General features: G+C 72.3%; 18 protein-coding genes. 6 read left to right on the top strand and 12 right to left on the bottom strand.

The annotated features are described in order from the left end of the window. The 4 genes from WMF20_RS10905 to WMF20_RS10890 all read right to left on the bottom strand — a co-directional run bounded on the left by WMF20_RS10905 (nt 1) and on the right by WMF20_RS10890 (nt 4,873). The gene (locus WMF20_RS10905; RefSeq protein ID WP_437612997.1) at nt 1-1,410 is read right to left on the bottom strand and encodes a DUF692 domain-containing protein; all 1,410 of its coding nucleotides are present in this window, start codon (nt 1,408-1,410) and stop codon (nt 1-3) included. Beyond that, the gene (locus WMF20_RS10900) at nt 1,389-2,312 is read right to left on the bottom strand and encodes a Rieske 2Fe-2S domain-containing protein (RefSeq protein WP_437612995.1); all 924 of its coding nucleotides are present in this window, start codon (nt 2,310-2,312) and stop codon (nt 1,389-1,391) included. The genes WMF20_RS10905 and WMF20_RS10900 overlap by 22 nt, the downstream gene beginning before the upstream one ends. 213 nt (nt 2,313-2,525) lie before the next feature. After that, nucleotides 2,526-3,833, bottom strand: a complete 1,308-nt coding sequence (locus WMF20_RS10895) for a cytochrome P450 (RefSeq protein WP_437612993.1) — start codon at nt 3,831-3,833, stop codon at nt 2,526-2,528. 401 nt (nt 3,834-4,234) lie between these two features. Beyond that, nucleotides 4,235-4,873, bottom strand: coding sequence for an ABC transporter permease (locus WMF20_RS10890; RefSeq protein WP_437612991.1), 639 nt, complete (start codon nt 4,871-4,873; stop codon nt 4,235-4,237). Nucleotides 4,874-5,166: 293 nt separating this feature from the next. Here WMF20_RS10890 and WMF20_RS10885 point away from each other — a divergent pair, with 293 nt between their 5' ends. Beyond that, the gene (locus WMF20_RS10885; RefSeq protein ID WP_437612989.1) at nt 5,167-5,820 is read left to right on the top strand and encodes a TetR/AcrR family transcriptional regulator; all 654 of its coding nucleotides are present in this window, start codon (nt 5,167-5,169) and stop codon (nt 5,818-5,820) included. A gap of 14 nt (nt 5,821-5,834) precedes the next feature. Here the strand turns inward: WMF20_RS10885 and WMF20_RS10880 are convergent, their stop codons facing one another. The 4 genes from WMF20_RS10880 to WMF20_RS10865 form a co-directional block, all read right to left on the bottom strand. Then, complete coding sequence (locus WMF20_RS10880; protein ID WP_437612987.1) at nt 5,835-6,815, bottom strand: alpha/beta fold hydrolase; 981 nt, start codon at nt 6,813-6,815, stop codon at nt 5,835-5,837. A gap of 452 nt (nt 6,816-7,267) precedes the next feature. After that, complete coding sequence (locus WMF20_RS10875; RefSeq protein ID WP_437612985.1) at nt 7,268-8,593, bottom strand: L-fuconate dehydratase; 1,326 nt, start codon at nt 8,591-8,593, stop codon at nt 7,268-7,270. Between the two features lie 155 nt (nt 8,594-8,748). Continuing rightward, a complete protein-coding gene (locus WMF20_RS10870) occupies nt 8,749-9,312 on the bottom strand; it encodes a hypothetical protein (protein WP_437612983.1) in 564 nt (187 codons plus the stop codon). 66 nt (nt 9,313-9,378) lie between these two features. Next, nucleotides 9,379-10,758 carry an MFS transporter gene (locus WMF20_RS10865; RefSeq protein ID WP_437612981.1) on the bottom strand — a complete coding sequence of 460 codons (1,380 nt, stop codon included), beginning with the start codon at nt 10,756-10,758 and terminating at the stop codon, nt 9,379-9,381. A 643-nt stretch (nt 10,759-11,401) separates the two neighbouring features. On the opposite strand from WMF20_RS10865, the gene WMF20_RS10860 reads away from it, so the two are divergent. Next, entirely contained in the window at nt 11,402-12,559 is a 1,158-nt protein-coding gene (locus WMF20_RS10860) for a cobalamin-independent methionine synthase II family protein (RefSeq protein WP_437612979.1), read from the top strand. A gap of 122 nt (nt 12,560-12,681) precedes the next feature. On the opposite strand, the gene WMF20_RS10855 is transcribed toward WMF20_RS10860, so the two are convergent. From WMF20_RS10855 to WMF20_RS10840, 4 genes are all read right to left on the bottom strand, one after another. Beyond that, the gene (locus WMF20_RS10855; RefSeq protein WP_437612977.1) at nt 12,682-13,458 is read right to left on the bottom strand and encodes a class I SAM-dependent methyltransferase; all 777 of its coding nucleotides are present in this window, start codon (nt 13,456-13,458) and stop codon (nt 12,682-12,684) included. Between the two features lie 53 nt (nt 13,459-13,511). Continuing rightward, nucleotides 13,512-13,931: a hypothetical protein gene (locus tag WMF20_RS10850; RefSeq protein WP_129581289.1), complete on the bottom strand. Its 420-nt coding sequence runs from the start codon at nt 13,929-13,931 to the stop codon at nt 13,512-13,514. A gap of 488 nt (nt 13,932-14,419) precedes the next feature. Then, entirely contained in the window at nt 14,420-15,760 is a 1,341-nt protein-coding gene (locus WMF20_RS10845; protein WP_437612974.1) for an extracellular catalytic domain type 1 short-chain-length polyhydroxyalkanoate depolymerase, read from the bottom strand. 189 nt (nt 15,761-15,949) lie between these two features. Then, a complete protein-coding gene (locus WMF20_RS10840; RefSeq protein ID WP_437612972.1) occupies nt 15,950-17,362 on the bottom strand; it encodes an L-serine ammonia-lyase in 1,413 nt (470 codons plus the stop codon). 228 nt (nt 17,363-17,590) lie between these two features. Here WMF20_RS10840 and WMF20_RS10835 point away from each other — a divergent pair, with 228 nt between their 5' ends. From WMF20_RS10835 to WMF20_RS10820, 4 genes are all read left to right on the top strand, one after another. After that, nucleotides 17,591-18,382, top strand: a complete 792-nt coding sequence (locus WMF20_RS10835) for an OmpA family protein (RefSeq protein WP_129574267.1) — start codon at nt 17,591-17,593, stop codon at nt 18,380-18,382. Nucleotides 18,383-18,398: 16 nt separating this feature from the next. Beyond that, a complete protein-coding gene (locus tag WMF20_RS10830; protein WP_437612970.1) occupies nt 18,399-19,667 on the top strand; it encodes a glycosyltransferase in 1,269 nt (422 codons plus the stop codon). 66 nt (nt 19,668-19,733) lie between these two features. Continuing rightward, the gene (locus WMF20_RS10825; RefSeq protein ID WP_437612968.1) at nt 19,734-20,258 is read left to right on the top strand and encodes a 2'-5' RNA ligase family protein; all 525 of its coding nucleotides are present in this window, start codon (nt 19,734-19,736) and stop codon (nt 20,256-20,258) included. A gap of 188 nt (nt 20,259-20,446) precedes the next feature. After that, nucleotides 20,447-22,024 carry a serine/threonine-protein kinase gene (locus tag WMF20_RS10820; protein ID WP_437612966.1) on the top strand — a complete coding sequence of 526 codons (1,578 nt, stop codon included), beginning with the start codon at nt 20,447-20,449 and terminating at the stop codon, nt 22,022-22,024. The last annotated feature ends 69 nt before the right edge of the window (nt 22,025-22,093 follow it).

Here is a 22,093-nt window from a genome sequence, read left to right as displayed (position 1 = left end):
CTATCTTCGCGGCTCGACGAGCCGGACATCGGCGCTCGATCCCATCCCCTTGATCGCCCAGATTACCCGACCTCCGGGCAGCCGTTCCCGCCGAATGAACGGCAGGAGCCTGGGCCGCACGCTCCCGTCGGCCGCCGGCCCGGCGAAGCGGGCGCGGAGGAGCAGGCGATCGACGAGCGCCTCGGCCGCGAGGCGCTCGTCGGCCGCCGCCGCGGCGGCGATCCGGAGCGCGTCGGCGACCGCGGCGAGGCGCGGGGCCCGCGGCGACGCCTCGACGCACCGGGCCCCGAGGCGCGCGGCCGCGTCGCGGTGCGCCGCGAGCCGCGGCAAGAGCGGGAGCGCGTCGTCGACCCGCTTGCGCTGGAGGATCGCGCGCGATCGCGCGACCTCGTCGGCCGCGAACGGCCGGACGTCGGCCGGCGACGGCTCGCGCGGGGCGGTGAGGAGCGCGGCCACGCGCGCCTGGACCGCGGCGAGCGCCGCGGCACCGGCGGGCGGATCGCCGGTGGGCGAGGGCGGCGGCGCGGCGCGCGGCGGGGGCGGCGCGCGGCGCGGCGGCGCGGACCGGGCGAGCGCGCGGGCGGCCGCGAGCTCGGCGGCGAGGGCGGCGAAGGGGGGGAAGTCGCCGTCGCGCTCGAGGAGGATCGGGACCGGCCCGGTGGCCGCGAGGACCGCGGCGAGGAGGGCGAAGACCGGCTCGGGCACGGGGTGGGCGTGCGTGTCGAAGTAGAAGCCGTGCTCGCGGGCGCCGCCGGCGACGTGGATCATCGCCACGCGCTCGAGCGGGTACGACCGGGCGAGCGCCCCGGGATCGACGCCGGCGTTGACGGCGTTCGCGTAGACGTTGCCGACGTCGAGGAGGAGGTCGCAGCCGGTGCGGGCGACGACCTCGGCGTAGAAGCTCCCCTCGTCGAGGGCGTCGTCGGGGAAGCGCAGCGTGCGCGCGGCGTTCTCGAGCAGGAGCGGGATGTCCGGGAGCGCCCGCCGGGCGGCGGCGACGTTCCGCGCGACGACGCGGGCCGCCTCGAGCGTGTACGGCAGGGCGGTGAGGTGCCCGATCTCGCGCCCGCCGCCGCGCACGAAGGCGACGTGCTCGCTCACGACCGGGGCCCCGAGCTCGCGGCAGAGCGCCCCGAGGCGGCGGGCGCGATCGAGGTCGACGCCCTCGGCGCTGCCGAGCGAGAGCTTCACCCCGTGGGGCACCACCGGCCAGATGCGCGCGATGGCCGAGGCCTCGCGCCGCGCGGCCGGGCTCGCGAAGCAGGCCTCGGCCACGACCTCGACGAAGTCCACGGCCGAGGGCGCGGCGAGCAGATCCGCGGCGAGCTCGGGGCGGAATCCGACGCCGACGCCGCCGACGCCGCCGACGCCGCCGACGCCGCCGACGCTCAGAGGAACTGGCTGCTCCACTTGCGGAACGTCATGATGGTCTTCTCGCCGGCGCACAGGACGGGCTGGGGGCGATAGATCTTGTTCTCCCAGATCGGGATGTCCTCCTCGATCTGCCGGCACACCTCGGCGGCGAGGGCGTGGCCGAGGCGCTGCGCGCCGTCGTTGCGCAGCCAGAAGGCGACGCGCACGTCGACGAGCTCCTCGTCGATCGGGGTGACCGTGTTCACGAAGAGGAGCTCGACGATGCCGGTGAAGCGGATCGTCCCGTACCCCATGCCGTGGCCTTCCCAGGTGATCGTGCCGTCGACCACCTGCCCGCCCGGGCCCTTCTGCTTCACCGCCGATCGGGAGCGGATGACGTGGCCGTCGATCTCGAGCTCGGTCCGGGGCTGCAGCGGCATGCTGTGCACCACGACGAAGTGGGCCGGATCCACGATGTTCTCGAGCGTCTCCTGGACGTGCGTCCGGACCCTCCAGCGCTTGTTCATGCCCGGGGACCACTCCGCCGAGCGCGCCTCGGGGAGCGGCGGGATCTCGAACGCCGGAGGGTCGCCCGAGGGCGCGTGGTGGACCAGGATGGCGCCGTCGAGCTCCCGCACCTCCCAGCAGCGGACCCGCGCCTTCGGGGGGATCGTGTCCGCGTACGGGATGTGCACGCACGCGCCCTCGCCGGAGATCACCCATCCATGGAACGGGCACCGGATCCCGCGCTGCTCGACGCGGCCCCCCACCCCGAGGTGGGCGCCCATGTGCGGGCAGTGGGCGTCGAGGACGCGGGCCTCGCCGTCCTGCGTCCGGAACAGCACCAGGTCCTGGCCGAAGCAGCGGAGCGGGAGGGGGCCGCCGGCGGACAGCTCCTCCGCAGAGGCGACCTGAAACCAGCCTTTCGGGAACGGCGGAAGGGGGATTCGAGCGCTCACATGGATCTCCTCGGCGCCGAGCCTGTCGTGTTCGCCCGTGCGCTCGAGCAGCGCCGGGGGTGGGGGCGGAGTCGTGCCGGCGGTCGCGGCATGAGCTCACCATCTTACGAGACCCGGGCGCGCCGAGGTACCTCCGAGCTCACGCCGGCCGGCCTCGCGCGACCGAGCGGGCGGCCGCGATCGAGCGGACCGCGCGGACGGCGGGCGCTCCGATCAGGCGGGGTGGAGCGTCATCTTGAGGGCATGGCGCGGCCGGAGGGTGGTGACGGCCTGGGGCGACACCGGGCGGCCGGGCACGAGGCGTGTGCGGAGCCGCCGCAGCAGGACGGCGAGGAGGATCTGCGCCTCCATGATCGCGAACAGGTTGCCGATGCACTGCCGCGGTCCGCCGCCGAACGGCATGAACGAGTAGCGCGGGCGGGAGGCGGAGCGCTCGGGGGTGAAGCGCTCGGGGTCGAACCTCTCGGGGGCCTCCCAGAAGGCGGGGTCGTGGTGCATGACGTACTGGCTGACGATGACGGTGGCGCCGGCGCGCACGGGATAGCCGCAGATCTCGTCGTCTTCCTTCGCCACGCGCGGGAGGAGCCAGGAGGGCGGATAGAGGCGCATCGCCTCCTGGATCACCATCTTCGCGTACTCCATCTTCGCCAGGTCGGCGGCCGTGGGCCGCCGGTCGCCGAGGACCTGCTCGATCTCCGCGCGGAGCTTGCGCTCGACCTCGGGGTGCCCGTCGAGCAGGTAGAAGAGCCAGGTCATCGTGATCGCCGTGGTCTCGTTGCCGGCGATGAACATGGTGACGAGCTCGTCCCGGAGCTGTCGGTCGTCCATGCGGGAGCCGGACTCGTCCCGCGCGTGCAGGAGGAGCGACAGGAGGTCGTCCCGCTCTTCTCCGCTCCGGCGGCGTTCCTTGACGAGGCGCAGGATCGCCTCGTCGATTCTGGCGAGCGCGTCCCTGAACGCGCGCTCGCCCGGGAGCAGGCGGTCGGGCACGAAGTAGAGGAACATCCTCGCGTTCAGCGTCTGGAAGGCGGTGAGGAGCGCGTCGCCGAGGCTATCGGCCTCCCTGGGGGCGATGCTGACGCCGAACATGGTCGCGAGGATGATGCGCTGGGTGAGCTGCATCATCTCCCTGTCCACCTCGACGACGGCGCCGGTGCGCGCCAGCTGCTCGAGCCGCGGCAGATCGCTCTCGACGACATCGACCATGAGGTCGACCAGGTCCGCGAGCTGCCGCGGCGCGAACAGCGGCTGCATGCGCCGGCGGTTCCGGAGCCATTCATCGCCGCTGGCCGAGACGAGGCCGTTGCCAATGAGCCTCCGGATGGGCTTCCACATCCCACCTTCCTTGGTGAAGTTGCGCCAGTTGTCGTTGAGGACGTACTGCGCCTGATCGGGGTGCGTCGCCAGGTAGGCGCGGATGGGGCCGAGATCGAGCTCGATGAGCGCGCCCGGGTGCTGCCGTGCGAGCTGGAGGAAGAGGCTGGGCGCGTCGTGCACCAACCCCGGGAGCAGCCCTACCACCGGATAGCCGCGGGCACGCGCTGCAGGCTTGCGAACCGACGTTGACGCAGCCGTGGACGAAGGATCGATCGTTTCGAGCATGGTCGCGCTCTCCTATCCGGGAGGAGGCTACACGAGCTCGGTCGGCTGCCCAACGTCGGTTATCCCAACTGGGTCGCGAAGGAGCCGCTGTATGCCGATCGAGGTGCGCGTGCGCGAAGGTCAAGGCGCTGAAGCGTACGGCGAAAGAGCCAGCGATCGTCATGCCGCAGCGGGCGGGCCGAGCGTGCGTCGACGGGCTCCCGCGTTTGCTCCGGAAACGAGGCTTATCGCGCCCCGGATCTACGCAGATGAGCACGCGGCCGGCGAGCCCCCTGTCTCTCTAGAGGAGACACTGTTCCTCCCGAGGAACAGCGTGGGTGTCAGCGCTGCGCTTGCTTCGCGAGCGCGGTCAGGCGGCGGGGCTCGAGGACCGAGGCGACGGCGTAGCCGCCGCCGCCGGCGATGGCGAGGACCCAGAAGAGGCCGGGAGCGCCGAGGAAGAGCGCTGCGGTGGAGATCAGGGCGAGCCAGGTGCCGAGGCCGTAGTGCAGCAGGTTGCGGCGGACGGCGCCCTCGCCGAGGTAGATCAGGCCGACGACGAAGCCGGAGCCGGTGGGCCAGAGCATGGTCTGCAGGTCCGGCATGTCGAGGGTGTACGCCAGACCGGTGATGGCGAGGAACAGCGCGGTGAAGGCGCTGATCCAAGAAGCGCCGAGCAGCTTGCCGGACAGGACGTCGGACCTGCTCGCGCCGCGCTGGGCGCGGATGGCGGCGACGGTGGAGTAGACGGTGCCGACCGCGAGCCCCGTCCCCAGGAGCGCCATGGGCAGCCAGCCGGGCAACGCGACCAGAGGGCTGGCTCCCTTGGAGACCGCGGCGGCGCCGTGGCCGAGAACGTAGGCAAGTCCGAAGCTGATGTAGGTCGAGCGGTTGTCGACCTCGCCCACGCGATGTGCGGGGACGGCGTCGGTGGTGGCGGCGAACAGGGTCGGGGCGGCGGTCGGGGTGGCGGCGAACATGGTGGGAACCTCCGGGTCATGGGTGCGAGCCGAGAACGGCGAGCCGTTGAAAGGAACACGGAAACGCCATCGGCATCGACTTACATGCGTAAGGTTAATACCGTAACCTAACGATTGTCAACTGATGCAGGCAAGAAAGTCGTCCGGCGACGAGGCCACGGCCGGGGGCACGGCGCGCAGGGTTACGGCCCACGCGTCGCCGCCGTCGAGCAGGAGAAATTGTAACAAATATTACGAACATGCCGCGCCCGTGAGGGCTAACAGCGATAAGTTTTTTGGTGTAAGGTAACACCATGGGAGACAGCGGAACGGCGGCGTCGGCCGCACCGAAACCGGCCCGCGACCGCAACCGCCGCGGCGAGGGCGCCCGCCTGCGCGACGACATCGTGGCCGCGGCGGTCGCGCTGCTGGACGAGGCCGGCGACGAGCGCGCCATCACGCTGCGATCGGTGGCCCGCCGGGTCGGGATCGCCGCCCCCTCGATCTACCCCCACTTCCCCGATCAGCCGGCCATCATGCTGGCCGTCGTGCAGCAGGCCTTCGCCGAGCTCGAGAGCCAGCTGCGCCGCGCCGCGGAAGAGGCCGGCGACGATCCACGAGAGCGGCTATACGCCGTTTGCAACGCCTATCTGGAGTTCTCCCGGACGCATCCAGAGCGCTATCGCACCATGTTCGGTGGCCTCTGGATGCCCACGCTGGGCGACAGCTCCCTGACGGAGCGGGACCTGACCACGCTCGGCGAGGGAGCCCTGAAGATCCTCGTCGACGCCCTCGGCGGCTGCGTCGCCGCCGGGTGCTCCACCAGCACCGATCCCGCCGCCGACGCGATCGCGCTGTGGCTCGGCCTGCACGGGCTCGCACACCAACGCGCCGTGACCCGCATCTTCCCCGGGCCCCCCGACATCGGCGAACGCATGATCTCCGCGCTTGCGCGCCTCAACCCCTGAGCGGGGGGCGCGGCTCAGCAGCCGAGGAAATCGAGCACATCCTCGTTGAACTTCTCGGGGTTCTCGAGCCACATGAAGTGGCTGCCCCCCTCCTCGGCGCTGAAGATGATGAGCTCTGCGCCGGGGATCTGGTCGGCGACCCACTGCTGGGAGATGGGGCTGAAGATGCTGATCTCGCCCCCGACCACGAGGGTGGGTACGTCGATCCGCGGGATCACGTCCCGCCAGTCCTGCGCGGCCTGGTCCACGAGCAGCTTGGCCGCGTATTCGCGCGGGAGCTTCAGGTTCTCCTCGACCACGGCGGCGAGCCGATCCGCCGGATAGCCGGGGCTGAAGAGGCTGGCCACGAGGCCCTGGGTCGTGGCGATCCCGTCGGGGCCGCGCAGCGCGGCGGCCGTGTCGTAGAGCGACTGCGGCGTGAACAGGGACCCCGCCTCGACCCTCTCCTCCTCGGACCAGTCGGGCCAGACCGTCATCGCCGGGCCCACGTCGACCAGGATCAGCCGATCCAGGTACTGCCCGCCGTAGTTGTCCCAGTAGCTATAGAGCACGCCGCACCCCATCGAGTGCCCGAGCGCGGTGACGCGCTTGAGCTTCGTCCCGCGCAGGAACTCGTAGAGATCCCTGCTGAAGCGCGCCATGCGGTAGCCGTAATCGACCTTCTCCGACTCGCCGTGGCCGCGCCAGTCGAGCACGAAGACGTGGTAGCGCTGCGCGAAGGCGAGGATCTGGGCCTGGTACAGCGCCGCCGACTGGGACCACCCCGGCAAGAGGAGCAGCGGCTCGCCTCGGCCCGCCTCCAGGTAGTTGAGCGCGACCCCATCGCTGGTCGTGAAGGTCCCGGAGCGGATGCGCGGGCGCGGCGCGGCGGACGCCTCTCCGCCGAGCAAGCTCGCGGCGGCCAGCCCCGCGCCGAGGCCCACCGCCTGCTTCAGCACCTGGCGGCGCGTACGGTCCGAGCTGGACGAAGGTGCTCCTTGCTTCTTGTCGGTCATGACTCTCGATCTCCACGGCAGGCCGCGCGAGCACGAGGCTGCCCCCGGGACACAGCGCCGCGACTGCCAAAAGAAAGCTCTCGACACGACGACAGCGGTCGTCGGAAGTGACGACCTCTGCCGGCGCGCCACCGAGCAAGATGCGCACGAGCAGGCGGCCGCGGCAAGGATGGAAATGGTCTTTACCAAAGAAACGTAAACAAATCTCCGACACCGGCGCTCGCCCTGGATCTGGCCAGCTGCGCCGGAGGGACGCGTCGGCCATCAACGCGCATCAACGCGCATCAACGCCAATCAACGCGCATCGCCGCGCAGCGTCAGGCCATGAACCGGACACAGTAGATCGGCGGTAGATGGGTGGAGATGGCCGACGCAAGGCCGATGGCGGGGCCCGGCCGCTCGTGACGGGGATCACCGCGAGGCCGCGCCGCCCGGCAGGACGGCCGGCCCGGTCAGGGCATCACCGACGCCTGCCGTTGCCTCAACCACGCCTCCCCGGACGGGAACTCGAACCTCTCGAGCGACTCGGGCCGCAGGGTGACGCTGCACCCAGCCGCGCTGGGCGGCATGTAGCGGCCAGCCTCGATCACGACCGGATCGACGAAGTGCTCGTGGAGGAGATCGACGTGCTCCAGGACGCGATCCTCGAGCGACGCGCTCACGCAGATGTAATCGAAGAGCGAGAGATGTTGCATGATCTCCGGCAGGCCGACCCCGCCGGCGTGAGGGCAGACCGGGACGCCGAACTTGGCCGCCATGAGCAGCACGGCGAGCACCTCGTTGACCCCGCCCAGCCGGGCGCCATCCACCTGGCAGAACCGGATGGCGCCCGTCTGGAACAGCTGCTTGAACATGACCCGGTTGTGGGCGTGCTCCCCCGTCGCCACGCCGATCGGCGCGATCGCCCTGGCGATGGCGGCGTGGCCGAGGATGTCGTCGGGGCTCGTGGGCTCCTCGATCCACCACGGATCGAACGCGGCGAGGCGCTGCATGCTGGCGATCGCCTGGTCCACGTCCCACACCTGGTTGGCATCCATCATGAGCCTGCGGTCCGCCCCGATCTCCTCACGGATGATCTGCGCCCGGCGGATGTCGTCCTCGAGGCTCGCGCCGACCTTGATCTTGAAATGGGAAAAGCCGCGCGCGAGCCCCTCGCGGCACAGGCGGCGCAGCTTGGCGTCGGAGTAGCCGAGCCACCCCACGGACGTCGTGTAGGCGGGGAAGCCGTGCGCTCGCATGTCTTGCTCCCGCGCGCCGCGGGTCGGCGCGTTCCGGCGGAGGATCTCGAGCGCCTCGTCGGGGCCGAGCGCGTCCGTGATGTAGCGGAAGCTGACGCAGCGGACGAGCTCCTCGGGGGTCATGTCCACGAGCAGCTTCCAGAGCGGCTTGCCCGCCGCTTTCGCCCGCAGATCCCAGGCGGCGTTGACGATCGCCGCCGTCGCCAGGTGGATGACCCCCTTCTCCGGGCCGATCCAGCGGAGCTGGCTGTCGCCGGTGATCTCGTCCCAGAATGCGCCCATGTCGGCCGTCACCTCGTCGAGGCGCCTGCCCACGACCAACGGCCGGAGCGCGCCGATGGCCGCCACGCAGAGCTCGTTGCCGCGGCCGATCGTGAAGGTCAGGCCGTGGCCTTCCAGCCGCGCCGGGCCATCGGTCTCGAGCACGACGTAGGCCGCCGAGTAGTCCGGCTCGGGGTTCATGGCGTCCGATCCGGCGAGGGAGCGCGAGGTCGGAAAGCGGATATCGCGGGCGACGACATCGGTGATGCGGACGGACATAGGCCCCCTTCGAAGACCGCGCCGGACAGCGCGCGTGGCCCTCGTTGGTTAGATGCCGACGCAGCGCGAGGGGGGCGGTCACGCGCGGTGCGGGCGCCGGGATCGCCGTGGCGATCGGCCATGCGCCCGGGGCGGCGCGTCGAGGCGAGCGCCGGTCATTCGCAAAGCCAGCCGCCACCGATCACGAACAGGTCCGCGGCGCAAGCCCATCGCTCCTCCGTGAGGGCCTTGTCGACGCAGGACGCCGATTTCTCGTCGAGCTTGAAAGCATCGCTTCCGATGGCGCAGCCCACGCTATCGAACAGGACCCCGATCGCGTCGCCGCACGGGAAATTCGGGACGCGACAAGCGTTGCCGATCTCCACCACGCGCTTCGCCGCCACCTCGGCGGAGATGCCTGAATCTTCGCAGAACACCGGGCGCTCCTCGCAGGCCGGGCGGCCATCGAGCGGGATAGGCTTGTAATCCCAGTCGGAAACGACGAACCCACCGATGCCCGAGCCCCAGAGATCGTCCCGGCCCCCCGTACCGCCCGAGCCTCCGGCGCCGTCCGAGACGTCCCGGCCCCCCGCACCGCCGCCGCCGCCGGCGCCGCCGGTACGCGACGCCGAGTCGCCGATGGCACAGCCGAGAGAGCTCACGAGCCCAAGAACAAGCAATCGCTGTTTCCATTGCATGGTCAGAGCATAGGAGATTCCATGGGGAGCACAACGGGGCACTTGGGCTCCGCTCTCGGTGCCGCGAGGCGCGCGGAGGTCGCCCCGCGTCACGGCCCCCCGCCCTGCTCACCCACCCCCTTGGGCCTGCGGCGAAGCGCTCCTCTTCCGTCCCGGGATGTGCGTGCGGAGCGAGGCGAAGCTCACGACCACCAGCGCGACGGCGACGGCCACGGCGTAGAAGAAGTAGCTCACGGGCGGCTGCGGCTCGAGCGCGAAGAACGAGCCGCCGGCCACCGTGCCGAGGAGGCCGCCGGCGCGAGACACCGTCTGCGCGCAGCCCACGCCAGACGCGCGGATATACGTGGGATAGGAGTGCGCGCCCACGGTGTAGAGGAAGCTCTGCATGCCGTTCATCGCCATGCCCGCGAGCGTGAGCAGCGCGAGCGACCGGCCGTCGAGGACGCCCCCGCTATCGAGGATGGTCGTGCCGATGAGGAACGTGGCGACGGCGCCGACCGTCGAGAGCGCCGCGCCCACGCGGCGCGAGCCCCACCAGCCGATCATCACGGCGCCGCCCACCGCGCCGAAAAACCCGCCGAAATTGAAGAACTTCGAGCCCTGCAGCGACTCCGCGGTGCTCATGCCCGTGAACGACAGCACCGTGGGCAGCAGGTTCACGCACGAGAACAGCGCGAGCGTGTTCAGCGCGAACGCGGCCCAGAGCAGCAGCGTGGTGGAGCGGTGCGTGGCGCCGAGCAGCGCGGCGAGCCAGCTCTCGGGCGGCGGCGGCGGCTCGGCCACCACGAAGCGCTCGTCGCCGGTGAAGCGGCGCTCGCGGAACAGGCGGTTCAGCAGCTTCGCGAGGCGGCCGTGCAGGTGGGGGCGCTGCGCGAGGTACTTGGGCGACTCGGGCAGCAGGAACATCGCCGCCACGAAGAGCACGAGCGGCAGCGCCGCGCCGATCCAGAACACACCGCGCCAGCCGTACATCGGGATGACCCGCTGGGCGACCCCCGCCCCGAGCATGCCGCCGAGGGGCACGGCCACCATGGCGCACGCCACGGCGACGCTGCGGGCGTGCTTCGGGGTCCATTCGGAGATCATGGCGGCCGCGAGCGGCGTCACCCCGCCGAGCCCGATCCCCGTCACCAGGCGCCAGATCGTGAGGCCGGTGAGCGAGCCGGCGTGGGCGCAGAAGAACGACCCGAGGGCCAGGAACGCCATGCAGGCGATGTACGAATTCCTGCGCCCGATGCGATCGCCGGCCCAGCCGAGCGCCACCGAGCCGATGGCCATGCCGACCATGCTGCCCGTCAGGGCCGGCGTCAGCGCCGCACGGGCGATCCCCCACTCCTTCAGGACCTCGGGCGCCACGAACGCCATCGCCTGCAGGTCGAAGCCGTCGACCAGCATGATGATGACGGTGAGCACGGTTATCGCGAGCGGCAGGCCGATGAACTTCGCCGAATCGATGAGCGAAATGATCTCGATCTCGTCCTTGTCCATCTGGCCTGCTGCTCGGCGCGACGCGAAGGGGGTTGCCCCTCACTACTCGACCTGGCCTGGCGCGTCCATCGCCCGGCGCCGCGCCCGCCGGGCAGGGGCGCGCGCCCCCGAAGCATCGGTGAGCTCCCGTCGAGCCGCGCTGATCCGTCGCGGCGCTCGCGCCGAGGCAGCTCGCCGCGCTCAGCGGCGCACGCAGGGTGTCAAGGCGCGTCCTGCCGACGCGCGCGCCGAGGACCTGCTGTATCTGTGCGAGCCCATCGTAAGAGGGGACAGGAGGGCCCCTCGCCCATTGAAAAATTCGCTTGAGTTCACCCCAGAAGGAGCGCGAACGATGGACTCAGGACAGGAGCCGGAAAGGGGGTGTCATCGAGGTGTGGACGGGCACCTTTGGCCGTTGCGCCGCGAGCTGGGCGCGTGTTAGGGGTCGGGGAGGAGGAAATCCGGTTCGTTCGCCCCAGGCGCTTCGGGTTTCCAGCGGAGACAACCTCGATTGCCACGTGAGCGAGCCCGACCCTGGGTGAGAGCTGGCGTTGCCGAACGATCGCGCCGGGGCGTGCCGGGGGCGCCCTCATCGCGCTTCGGAGGGCGAGCGAGGGCTCGTTCGAGGTCGTGGACGACCGGAATCGTTGGAGCCAAGAGGGTCATGAGACGCAGCGAAGACCGGATTCTCACCACCCACGTCGGCAGCATCGCGCGGCCGGCGGCGATGCTCGAGATGGCGAGCCAGCGCCTCGGCCCGCCGAAGGACCCGGAGGGCTACGCCAGGCTGCTGCGCCAGTCGGTCGCCGCGGTGGTCAGCAGGCAGGCGGCGGCCGGGATCGACATCGTGAACGATGGAGAGTACGGCAAGTCGAGCTGGGCGAACTACGTGCTCGAGCGCGTGTCGGGCTTCGAGCTCCGGCCTGGCGGCAAGAGCCCGCGCGACTGGCTCGGGCGTGACAAGGACCGCTTCAAGGAAGTCGTCGATCTCGAGTTCAAGGACAACCCCGGCACCCTCATGCAGCACGTCTGTACGAGCGCCCTCCGCTACCGTCCGGGCGACGTGCAGCGGGATGTCGACAACCTGAAGGCCGCGCTCGCCGGCGTGAACGTCGCGGAGGGGTTCCTCACGGTCGTCGCGCCAGGGAGCGCCGTGTTCAACGGCCTGAACGAGTTCTACGGGAGCGAGCGCGAGTACATCTTCGCCCTCGCCGAGGCGCTGCGCGAGGAGTACCTGGCCATCTCCAAGGCGGGCCTGGTCGTCCAGGTGGACGACGCGGTGCTCGCGAACATGTATGACCACCTCGTGCAGCAGAGCCCGCAGGCGTACCGCAAGTGGGCCGAGCTGCGCGTGGAGGCGCTCAACCACGCGCTCCGCGACATTCCGGAGGATCGCGTCCGCTATCACGTGTGCTTCGGCAGCTGGCACCTGCCGCACATGTCCGACGCGCCGCTGGAGGACATCGTGGACCTCATCCTCCGCGTCCGCGCGGGCGCGTACTCGGTCGAGGCGGCGAACCCGCGGCACGAGCACGAGTGGCGCGTGTGGCAGAAGGTGAAGCTGCCGCCGGGGAAGATCCTGATTCCCGGCGTGATCACCCATCACATCACGACGGTCGAGCACCCGCAGGTGGTCGCCGATCGCATCGTGCGGTTCGCCAACATCGTGGGCCGCGAGAACGTCATCGCCGGGTCGGACTGCGGGTTTGCCCAGGCCGACCACATCCAGCGCGTCCACCCGTCGGTGATGTGGGCGAAGTTCGAGTCCCTCGCGCAGGGCGCGCGGCTCGCCACCGAGGAGCTGTGGGGGCGCAAGGCGTGACGGGCTGAGCGCGTCGCGCCGGCGCAAGGCGTGACGGGCTGAGCGCGGCGCGCGGGCGCCGCGCGGCGGAGGGTCGATGAACGGCCGCGGGGCGAGGGAGCCGCCGCGGAGGGGGCGCCGGGTCAGCCGCGGCGTCCCCACGCGTGCGCCGGGGCGATCCGCGCCTCGAACCAGCAGAACGTCTCGTGCACCAGGAACGCGCCGCCTTGGCCATGCTGCTCGGCGAACCGCGCGAGCGCCGCGGGCTCGATCGCCCGTGGATCGAAGCGGTCGTGCGTCGTCGCCCGCCACCAGGTGAGCAGCGCGTCCAGCGTCGGATACACGTGCGTCCCCTGCTGCTCCTTCAGGCGGATCAGCTGCAACCCGGCGCCCTCGACGTGGTGCGCGAGCGCCGAGGCGTCCTCGAAGGCGAAGTCCCGGAGGATCGTCTCCCCCGACGGGTCCGCGAGCTGCGAGAGCTCCCCGACGAGCACGGGGAGCGACGAGACGCACTGGACGACGATGCGCCCGGCGGGGTGGAGCAGGCCGCGCAGCTGGCGGAGGACCGCCCGCTTGTCGCGGATCCAGTGGAACACGAAGTTCGAGAAGACGAGGTCGAAGGCGCGGTCCCGGGCGATGTCGCCGAGGGTCTCGGCCGTGCCCAGCTGGAACTCCAGGTTGGGCGCGGCCGCGGTGTCCCGGGCGAGCGCGATCCGCGCCACGTCCGGATCGATCCCGACGACGCGCCCGCCGGGGCCGACGAGCTCGGCGAGCTGCTGCGTGAGGCCGCCCGTGCCGCAGCCGAGGTCGAGCACGAGCTCACCCCGCCTCACGCCGGCGAGCTCGATGAGGCGCTCGCCGCGCCCCTTCTGCCAGAGGCTCCCTCTCCGGTAGGCCTGCGCGGCGTGGGACATGGTCATGGCTGGCATGGTCGCGTCGGCGTCGGCGTCGAGGTTGCGAGGAAGACCGCAGCTCATGTCGCAACCCCGCGATCGAGGCGCACGGTGACGAGGTAGCCAGAGCCCTGGACCACGTTGGCGGAGTGCGGGACGCCCGGCGGGATCCAGATGCTCGTGCTGCTCGTGACGTGGTGGGCGGTGGAGCCGAGCTCGATGCGGTACTCCAGGCCTGTGGGGTCGGGGAGTATCAGGTTGATCTCCGGGACATCGTGGGTGTGCAGCGCGGTGTAGTCCCGGCGCGCCGGCTCGGCGCCGTCCACGCGATGGACCGCCAGGTGGACCGGGAACCCCGCGGCGAAGAACCGCCGGATGCACTCGACATCCTGATGAAATGCGACCGCGGACAGCGGGCTCGGCACGTTGGCGCAGACGACCGCCTCGTCGAGCCGCTCCTCTGCAGCGACGGACCTCGCGAGGAGGTTCATGGTCGTCATCGGTATCGGCGCAGACATCATGATGCTCCGTTCCCCGGGTGATGGCGCGGCGATCCCGCGCTTGTGTGTTGCGAGCCGACGCCCGGATGAGCAAGGCACATGCCGCCTGGCGCGCCCTCCGATGGACCGCGCCGGCGCGGCAACTCCGGCCGAACCGGGCGCGTCGCGGCGCGCGCGGGCCGAGGGCTCGCGCTCTGCGCGGGGCGAGCCACCGTGACATGTCACGGTCCGAGGCGTGACATGTCACGGTCCGAGGCGTGACATGTCACGGTCCGAGGCGTGACATGTCACGCTCGCGGCCCGCGCCGCGGGCTCACGGCGCGCGCGCGCACCGCACGCCGACCCCGTAGTCGCCCCGATGGTCGGTGGGGTGGTACGAGACGGCGTCACGGCTGGAGGAGAGCAGGTACGGCACGAGGGGCGTGTGGAAGCCGCCTCCGGGGAGCACGCGGTTGACCGGGCCCGTCAGGTAGGCGCGAAGCCGCGAGTCACCGCCCGGCGCTTCGCTGCCGGCGGCGGAACGTGAGCAGCCCGAGGCCGACGGCGACGGCCGCCGCGATCGAGCTCATCGGCTTCGCATCGCCGGCGACATAGGCGCATCCGCCCGATTCGGATGCGGGGTCCGGGCCCGCGCCGGGGTCGTCGCTGCCCGCAGCGCCGGTCGAGGAGCTACCGCCCGTGCCGCCGCCCGGACCGCCGCCGCCCGGACCGCCGCCGCCCGGACCGCTGCCGGCGGGCTGCCCGCCGGTGCCGACGTCCGCGCCCCCGCCGGTGGTGCTCCCCGCAGCCGGTCCGGTGCCGCCGCCGGAGCTGACCGAGCCGCCCGCGCCGCCCGCGCCGCCCATGCCGCCGCCGCCGTCAGGCCCCGGACAAGCGGGCTCCGGATCGGCCCCGCCGGCCTCATCGAGACCGAAGAACGCGAGGATGGCGTCGGCCTCGTACGGCATGGAGTGCGCGCCGTCCTTCCCTGACCAGGCCTCGAACACCGTGTAGCCACACTCGTCCTTCCAGAACTGGCGCTCATAGGTGGTTCCGTTCGAGGTCGTGCTGTCGGTCGAGGCCGGGGCCTCGCTCAACCCCAGGACGTTCGTCCACTCCTTGATCGCCTCGCCCTGGTTCTTGTAGTTGATCGTCGCGTCCGCCGTGCCGTGGAAGATCTGAAGACGCGGGCGATGTCCCGTGTAGCCAGGATACATCGCGCGGACCTGGTCTCCCCATTGCGCCGCCGTCTTGCTCGTCCTGCCCCCCGCGCAGTTGCCGCTCCACTGGTTGCTCGGGTCGAAGCCGTCGGCCCAGCACCCAGCCGGCACCCCCGCCCTCGCCGCGCCGGCCCTGAAGATGTCCGGGTACACGGCCAGCATGGCCTGGGTCATCATCGCTCCGGAGGAGCCGCCCATCACGTAGACGCGCTTCGGGTCGCCGCCGTACTTCTCGAGCGTGTATTTCACCATCTGAGCGACGGCCTGCGTGTCGCCGCCGCCGTCGTGGGTCAGGGACTTCGTCGAGCCCACGTCCCAACAGTTCCGGCCGGTGGCCTCCGGGAGGACGATGATGAAGCCGTTCCGGTCGGCCCCCGCGCGGACCCCCGAGATGCTGTTGAAGAACCCGCTCACCGGCGTGCTGCACGAGTGGCAGGCCACCACGATGGGTGGATTGTCCGCCAGCCGGTCCGGGACATAGATGTTCATGTTGACGTAGTCCGGCACGCCGCTCGCTTTCCACGTCGCCCGGTCCACCTTCACCACGGACGCCGCGCGCGCTGGCACGGCCGCGAGCAGCCCCAGAGACATCGACGCGGCCACGAGGACGCGATCCTGAAATCGACGCATGTCCGAGCACCTCTTGCGCTGGCGTCGCCGACGATGGCGCGCGCTTGCCGCGTGGATGCTAGTCGACCGCAGAACTCCGGCGCAAGCCGCGCTTCGAGTTCTTCCAGTCCGGCAAAAGTTGAATCAAGCCACTCCGAGCCGCAGAACATTACAGCATCGCAGAAGGGCGAGATCCGCCGACGCCGGACTCTAGCACTCCGGCAGGTGGACCCCGACCTCCACCGGCACCTCGACCACGTTCACCGCGAGGCCGCCGCGCGCCGTCTCCTTGTACTTCGACTCCATGTCCGCGCCCGTGTCGCGCATCGTCTTGATCACCTTGTCGAGGCTCACGAAATGCGCCCCGTCGCCGTGCAGCGCCATGCGCGCGGCGCTGATCGCCTTGATCGCGGCCATCGCGTTGCGCTCGATGCACGGCACCTGGACGAGCCCGCCCACCGGATCGCACGTGAGCCCGAGGTTGTGCTCCATCGCGATCTCGGCCGCGTTCTCCACCTGCGCCGGCGTGCCGCCCAGCCCCTCGGCCAGCGCGCCCGCGGCCATCGAGCACGCGGAGCCCACCTCGCCCTGACACCCCACCTCCGCCCCGCTGATCGACGCGTTCTCCTTGTAAAGAAGGCCAATCGCGCCCGCCGTCAGCAAAAACCGGATCACCCCCTCGTCCGTCGACGTCGGCACGAAGCGCCGGTAATAGTGCAGGACCGCCGGGATGATCCCCGCCGCGCCGTTGGTCGGCGCCGTCACGACGCGGCCCCCGGCGGCGTTCTCCTCGCTCACGGCGAGCGCGTAGAGGCTCACCCAGTCCATCGCCGTCAGCGGATCCCGGAGGCCCGCCTCGGGGCTCTCGATGAGCTTGCGGTACAGCGCCGGCGCGCGGCGCGCCACCTTGAGGCCGCCCGGCAACACGCCCTCTGCCCGGAAGCCGCGCCGCACGCACTCCTGCATCACCGCCCAGATCCGCAAGAGGCCCGCCCGGATCTCCGCCTCCGGACGGAAGACCTTCTCGTTCTCCAGCATGACCTGGCTGATCGACAGGCCTCCGGCCGCGCACGCCGCGAGCAGCTCCGCGGCGCTGTGGAACGGATACGGGAGCGGCGTCGCGTCCTCCCCGATCGGATTCTCCCCCTTCGCCGCGGCCTCGTTCACCACGAAGCCGCCGCCCACCGAATAATACACCCGCACGCGCAGCGGGGCGCCGCCCTGGTCCAGCGCCGTGAAACGCATGCCGTTCGGATGGAAAGGCAAGCTCCGGTGCAGGAAGGCCAGATGCCCCTTCACCTCGAAGCCGATCTCGTGCCGGGCGAGCAGCGACAGCCGGCCGCTCCGGCGCACGCCCTCGACGATCTCGCCCGCGCGCTCGACGTCCACGCCGTCCGGCGTCTCGCCCATGAGCCCGAGGAGCACGGCCTTGTCGCTGCCGTGGCCGCGGCCCGTGGCGCCGAGCGAGCCGAACAGCTCCACCCGGACCGCCGCGGTGCGGTCGAGCAGGCCCGACGCGTCGAGATCCACCGCGAACATCCGCGCCGCGCGCATCGGCCCGACCGTATGCGAGCTGCTCGGCCCGATGCCGATCTTGAAGAGATCGAAAATGGTGACTGCCATGTGCGCTGGTGCGCCGGAGAGCCTCGCAGGGGCGCCGCTCGACGCCCGCCGACACTACGAGATCGCGCCGGCCACCGCCACCGCCGCCCGGCGCGGCGCAGAGAACCGCGCCGGGGGACGCGGCGAAATCGCGCGGCGCGCCGGACGCCCGCCGGCGCGGCGCCCGCGTCCCGGTGGTATACTCGGCCCGTCTTCCTCACTTCCCTCACCCTCCGAGATGAGGTCCCCATGCGCCATCTCCCGGCCCTGCTCCTCGCCGCCTCGCTGCTCGCCCCCGCCGCCGCTCGAGGCGACGGCCCGGCCCCCGCGCCCGCGCAGGGCGACAAGGCCCCCAGGCCGCCGGCGCTCGAGGTGACGATCGACCGGTCCAAGGTGGACCTCAAGGGCCGCCAGATCGAGGTCAAGCTGTCGCGCGCCGCCGCCAAGGTGCGCATCAAGGTCGTCGGCCAGTCGGGCGCCGTCCTCGCCGAGGAAGAGAAGCCGTTCGGCGGGGCCGCGGCCGGCACGCCGCTCACCGTGACCTGGACGCCGTCGAGCGACGAGACCGTCGCGCGCATCGAGGTGTACGGCCACGACACCCAGGGCTACTGGGCGGGGGTCGCGATCCTCCCCTGGAACGTGAGCATCCCCCACGAAGAGGTGCAGTTCGAGACCAACTCCGATGTCATCCGGGCGCCCGAGGTGCCCAAGCTGGAGGCGAGCCTCCAGAAGATCTCGGAGGTCGTCGCGAAGACCAGCGAGCTCGGCAAGATCACCCTGTTCATCGTCGGCCACACCGACACCGTCGGCAGCGAGGAGCACAACCTCGCCCTGTCGCGGCGGCGCGCGCGCGCGATCGCCGCCTGGTTCAAGGGCCGCGGCCTGAAGCTCCCGGTCGCGTTCGAGGGGCTCGGCGAGTCGGCGCCGCTCGTGAAGACCGCGGACCAGGTCGACGAGCCGCGCAACCGCCGCGTCGACTACATCCTGTCGGTCGAGCCGCCGCGGCTGCCGTCCGGCGAGGCGTCCTGGAAGGCGCTCTGAGGCGAGCAGGCCCCGCATGAAGACCACCGTGCTCGCCGTCGGGACCCGGGGCGACGTCCAGCCCGCCATCGCGCTCGGCAAGGCGCTCGCCGGCCGCGGCCACGACGTCCGCGTCCTCGCCGGCAAGAGCTTCCAGGGCTGGATCGAGGCGCACGGCCTCACGGCGATCCCGGCGAGCGTCGACACCGTCGACATCATGGAGAGCGACCTCGGCAAGGCGTGGGTGGCGCGCGGCACCGATCCCCTGGCCCAGCCGCGGATCCTGCAGCAGATCATCGATCGCTACGGCGCGGAGATGTCCGAGGACGCGCTGCGCGCCTGCGAGGGCGCCGAGCTCATCCTGAGCAGCTTCACCTCGGACACGTACGCGGCGTCCATCGCCGAGGCCTCCGGCGCGGTGCAGGTCAGCATGCCGCTCCAGCCCTCGATCCTGGCCACGCGCCACGGCCCGACCGCGACGGTCGCCCCCGTGCCGCGCGGCGACAGCGCGCTCAACCTCCTCGTGGGCAAGCTCCTGATCGAGCCGACGGTGTGGCGCTGGTACGCCGGCGTGACGAACCGCGTGCGCGAGCGGCTCGGCCTGCCGCCGCAGGGCCGGCGCGCGTACCTGGCCACGCTGCGCCGCATGCTGGTCGTCCACGGCTACAGCGCCCACGTGGTCCCGCGCGCCCCGGACTGGCCGCCCGGCTTCCACACGACGGGCTACTGGTTCCTCGACGAGGGCGGCGCGTACCGGCCGCCCGAGGCGCTCGAGCGGTTCGTCGCGGCGGGCGAGCCGCCCGTCGCCGTCGGCTTCGGCAGCATGACGTCCCACGATCCCGCCGCGACCACCCGGCTCCTCGTCGACGCCGTCGTGCGGAGCGGCCGGCGCGCGGTCCTGCTCTCGGGCTGGGCCGGGCTCGGCGACGCCGCGCTCCCCGACTCGATCCTGCGCATCGACGCCGCGCCGCACGACTGGCTGTACCCGCGCGTCGCCGCGGCGGTGATCCACGGGGGCGCCGGCACCGTGGCCGCGTGCCTGCGCGCCGGGCGGCCCGCGGTGGTCGTCCCGCACCTCGGCGACCAGCTCTACTGGGGTCGGCGCGTCGAGGAGCTCGGCGTCGGCCCGCGCGCCATCCCGCGGCCGCGCCTCACCGCCGAGGCGCTCGCGGCCGCGATCCACACCGCCGCGACCGACGCCGGCATGCGGCAGCGCGCCGAGGAGCTCGGCCGCAAGATCCGCGGCGAGGACGGCGTTGCGACGGCGATCGGCCACATCGAGCGGCGCCTCGCGGCGCGCGCGTGACGCGCGCGCCTGCCCCGAGCGCGCCGCCGCTTGCCTCCGGGGCCCGGCGGCGCGAGGGAGCCGTCGATGGCGGAGGACAAGGCGCTCGCCCTGTGGCTCGTCCCCGGCGGCGCGCCGGCCGCGCGGCTCCGGGAGCTCATCGCGGCGCTCGCCCGGGAGACCGGCGGGCCGGCGTTCGCGCCGCACCTCACCCTTGTCTCCGGGCTGCGCGGCGACGGCGCCGCGCTGGCCGCGCGGCTCGGCGAGCTCGAGGGCGCCCTCCACCCCGTGGAGCTCCGGGCATGCGGCCCCGCCGTCGGCGCCTCCCGCCACCAGTGCGTGTTCCTCGACGTGGCGCTCACCGAGCCGCTCGCGGCCCTGCGCCGCGCCGCGCTGGCCGCGCTCGGCGCCGGCGAGCGCCCCTTTCGCCCGCACGTGAGCCTCGTCTACGGCGACCTGCCGGAAGACCGCCGCCGGTCCCTCGCCGCGGATCCGCGGGTGCTCTCGCTCGGACACGACCGATGGTGGGCAGAACGGCTCGAGCTGTGGACCGTGGACGGGCCGACCGAGCGCTGGCGCTGCGTCGAGGGCGTCGCGCTGACGCGCCCGTGATCGCCTCGCCGGCGCGGGCACGGGCTTCGGGTCGCCCACGGCATGTCCGGATACGCGTGTCCGGGCGCGCGTGTCCGGGCGCACAGTTCCGCCGGGGTGGGGCGGCTCGCCGGAGCGTTGTGTCCCGCGCGCAGGACGCGGCGCTCCGGAGTAGGTGATCCCCTCGGATCTCGGCTAGCCTACGGGCCATGGTGGCGGCTCCCGTTGCGATAGGCGATGTGCTGGCGGGCAAATACCGCGTGGAGCAGATCGTTGGCGCAGGCGCGATGGGCACGATCGTCGCCGCGTGGCACCTGGAGCTCGATCAGCGGGTCGCGATGAAGTTCCTGCACTCGCCCGGGACCGAGGGCGGCGACCCGGCGGAGCGGTTCCGGCGCGAGGCGCGCGCGCTGGCCAGGATCAAGAGCGAGCACGTGGCGCGCGTCCTGGATGTCGGCTCGATGCAGGACGGAATGCCCTACATGGTGATGGAGTTCCTGGAGGGGAACAACCTCGCGGAGGAGATCCGCGCGCGAGGTGCGCTGCCCGTGGTGGAGGCGGTCGGGTACGTCCTCGAGGCCATCGAGGCCATGGCCGAGGCGCACGCCGCGGGGATCGTGCACCGCGATCTCAAGCCGGCCAACCTGTTCCTCGCGCGCCGGCCCGACGGCGGGCGGATCATCAAGGTGCTCGATTTCGGGATCTCCAAATCGATGCTCGGCGGCTCGCGCGACGAGCTGGCCCTGACAAAGACCGCGGCGCTCCTCGGCTCGCCGCTCTACATGTCCCCGGAGCAAGTGCGCTGCGCCAAGGACGTCGACGCGCGCACCGACATCTGGGCGCTCGGCGTGATCGTGTACGAGATGCTGATCGGCCGGACGCCCTACAACGGCGACTCGGTGCCGCAGCTCTTCGCGTCGCTGCTCCACGAGACGCCCCCCACGATGGCGCAGCTGCGCGCCGACGTGCCGCGCGAGCTCGACGCGGTGGTGATGCACTGCCTCGCCAAGGACCCCGAGCAGCGGTGGAGGAACGTCGGCGATCTGGCGGCGGCGCTCCTCGCGTTCGGCCCGGCCGGGAGCCACGTGCACGTCGAGCGGGCGCGCCGCGTGCTCGGCCTCCCGGGCGCCCGGCCGCCGGCGTACAGCCAGCCCGGCATCTCGCTCCCTCCGCCCGGCGCGGCGACCGGCGGGCAGCTCGCCGGAGCGCGCCCGTCCGTGCCGCACGGCGCGCCGTCCCCCGCGGCGTCCGCGGAGACGGGGCCCGCGGTGAGCTCGTGGAGCAACACGGGCCACGCGCCGCGCGCAGGGCGCAAGGGGGCGCTCCTCGGCGCGGCCCTCGCGGTCGGCGCCGCGCTGGCCGCGTTCTCGTTCGGCGCCCTGCTCTTCCTCTTCCTGCGCTCCGGGAGCACCGCCGGCGGCGAACAGCCCCCCGCGCCCGCGGCGACGCAGCTGCCCGCCGCCGCCGCGCAGGATCCCGCGCCCGAAGCCGCGCCGGCCGCCGGCAGCGCCGCCGCGCCCGAGCCGCCCGCCGCCGCCGGCAGCGCCGCCGCGCCGGAGCCGCCCGCGGCCGCCGCCAGCGCCGCCGCGCCCGAGCCGCCCGCCGCCGCCGACAGCGCCGCCGCGCCGGCGGCGGCCTCCAGCCCGCCTGCGCATCCCGCCGCCCGGACGGCCGCGCCGCCGGCGAGCGCGGCGGCGCGCCCCGCCGAGCACGCGCAGCCCGGCGCGAGCGCGCGCCAGGAGCCGCGCCGGAACACCACGATCAGCGACTTCGGCGGGCGGCGCTGAGCGCGGCGCCCGCGTCAACCGGGCGACGGCCCTCGGGCCGCGTCGCGGCCAGCTTGTGAGGAGAGTACA

The sequence above is a fragment of the Sorangium sp. So ce834 genome, from assembly GCF_051521425.1.
In the GTDB taxonomy this organism is placed as follows: Bacteria; Myxococcota_A; Polyangia; order Polyangiales; family Polyangiaceae; genus Sorangium; species Sorangium cellulosum_D.
Note: the sequence above shows the minus strand (reverse complement) of the source record. Positions and strands in the feature narration are given on the sequence as shown.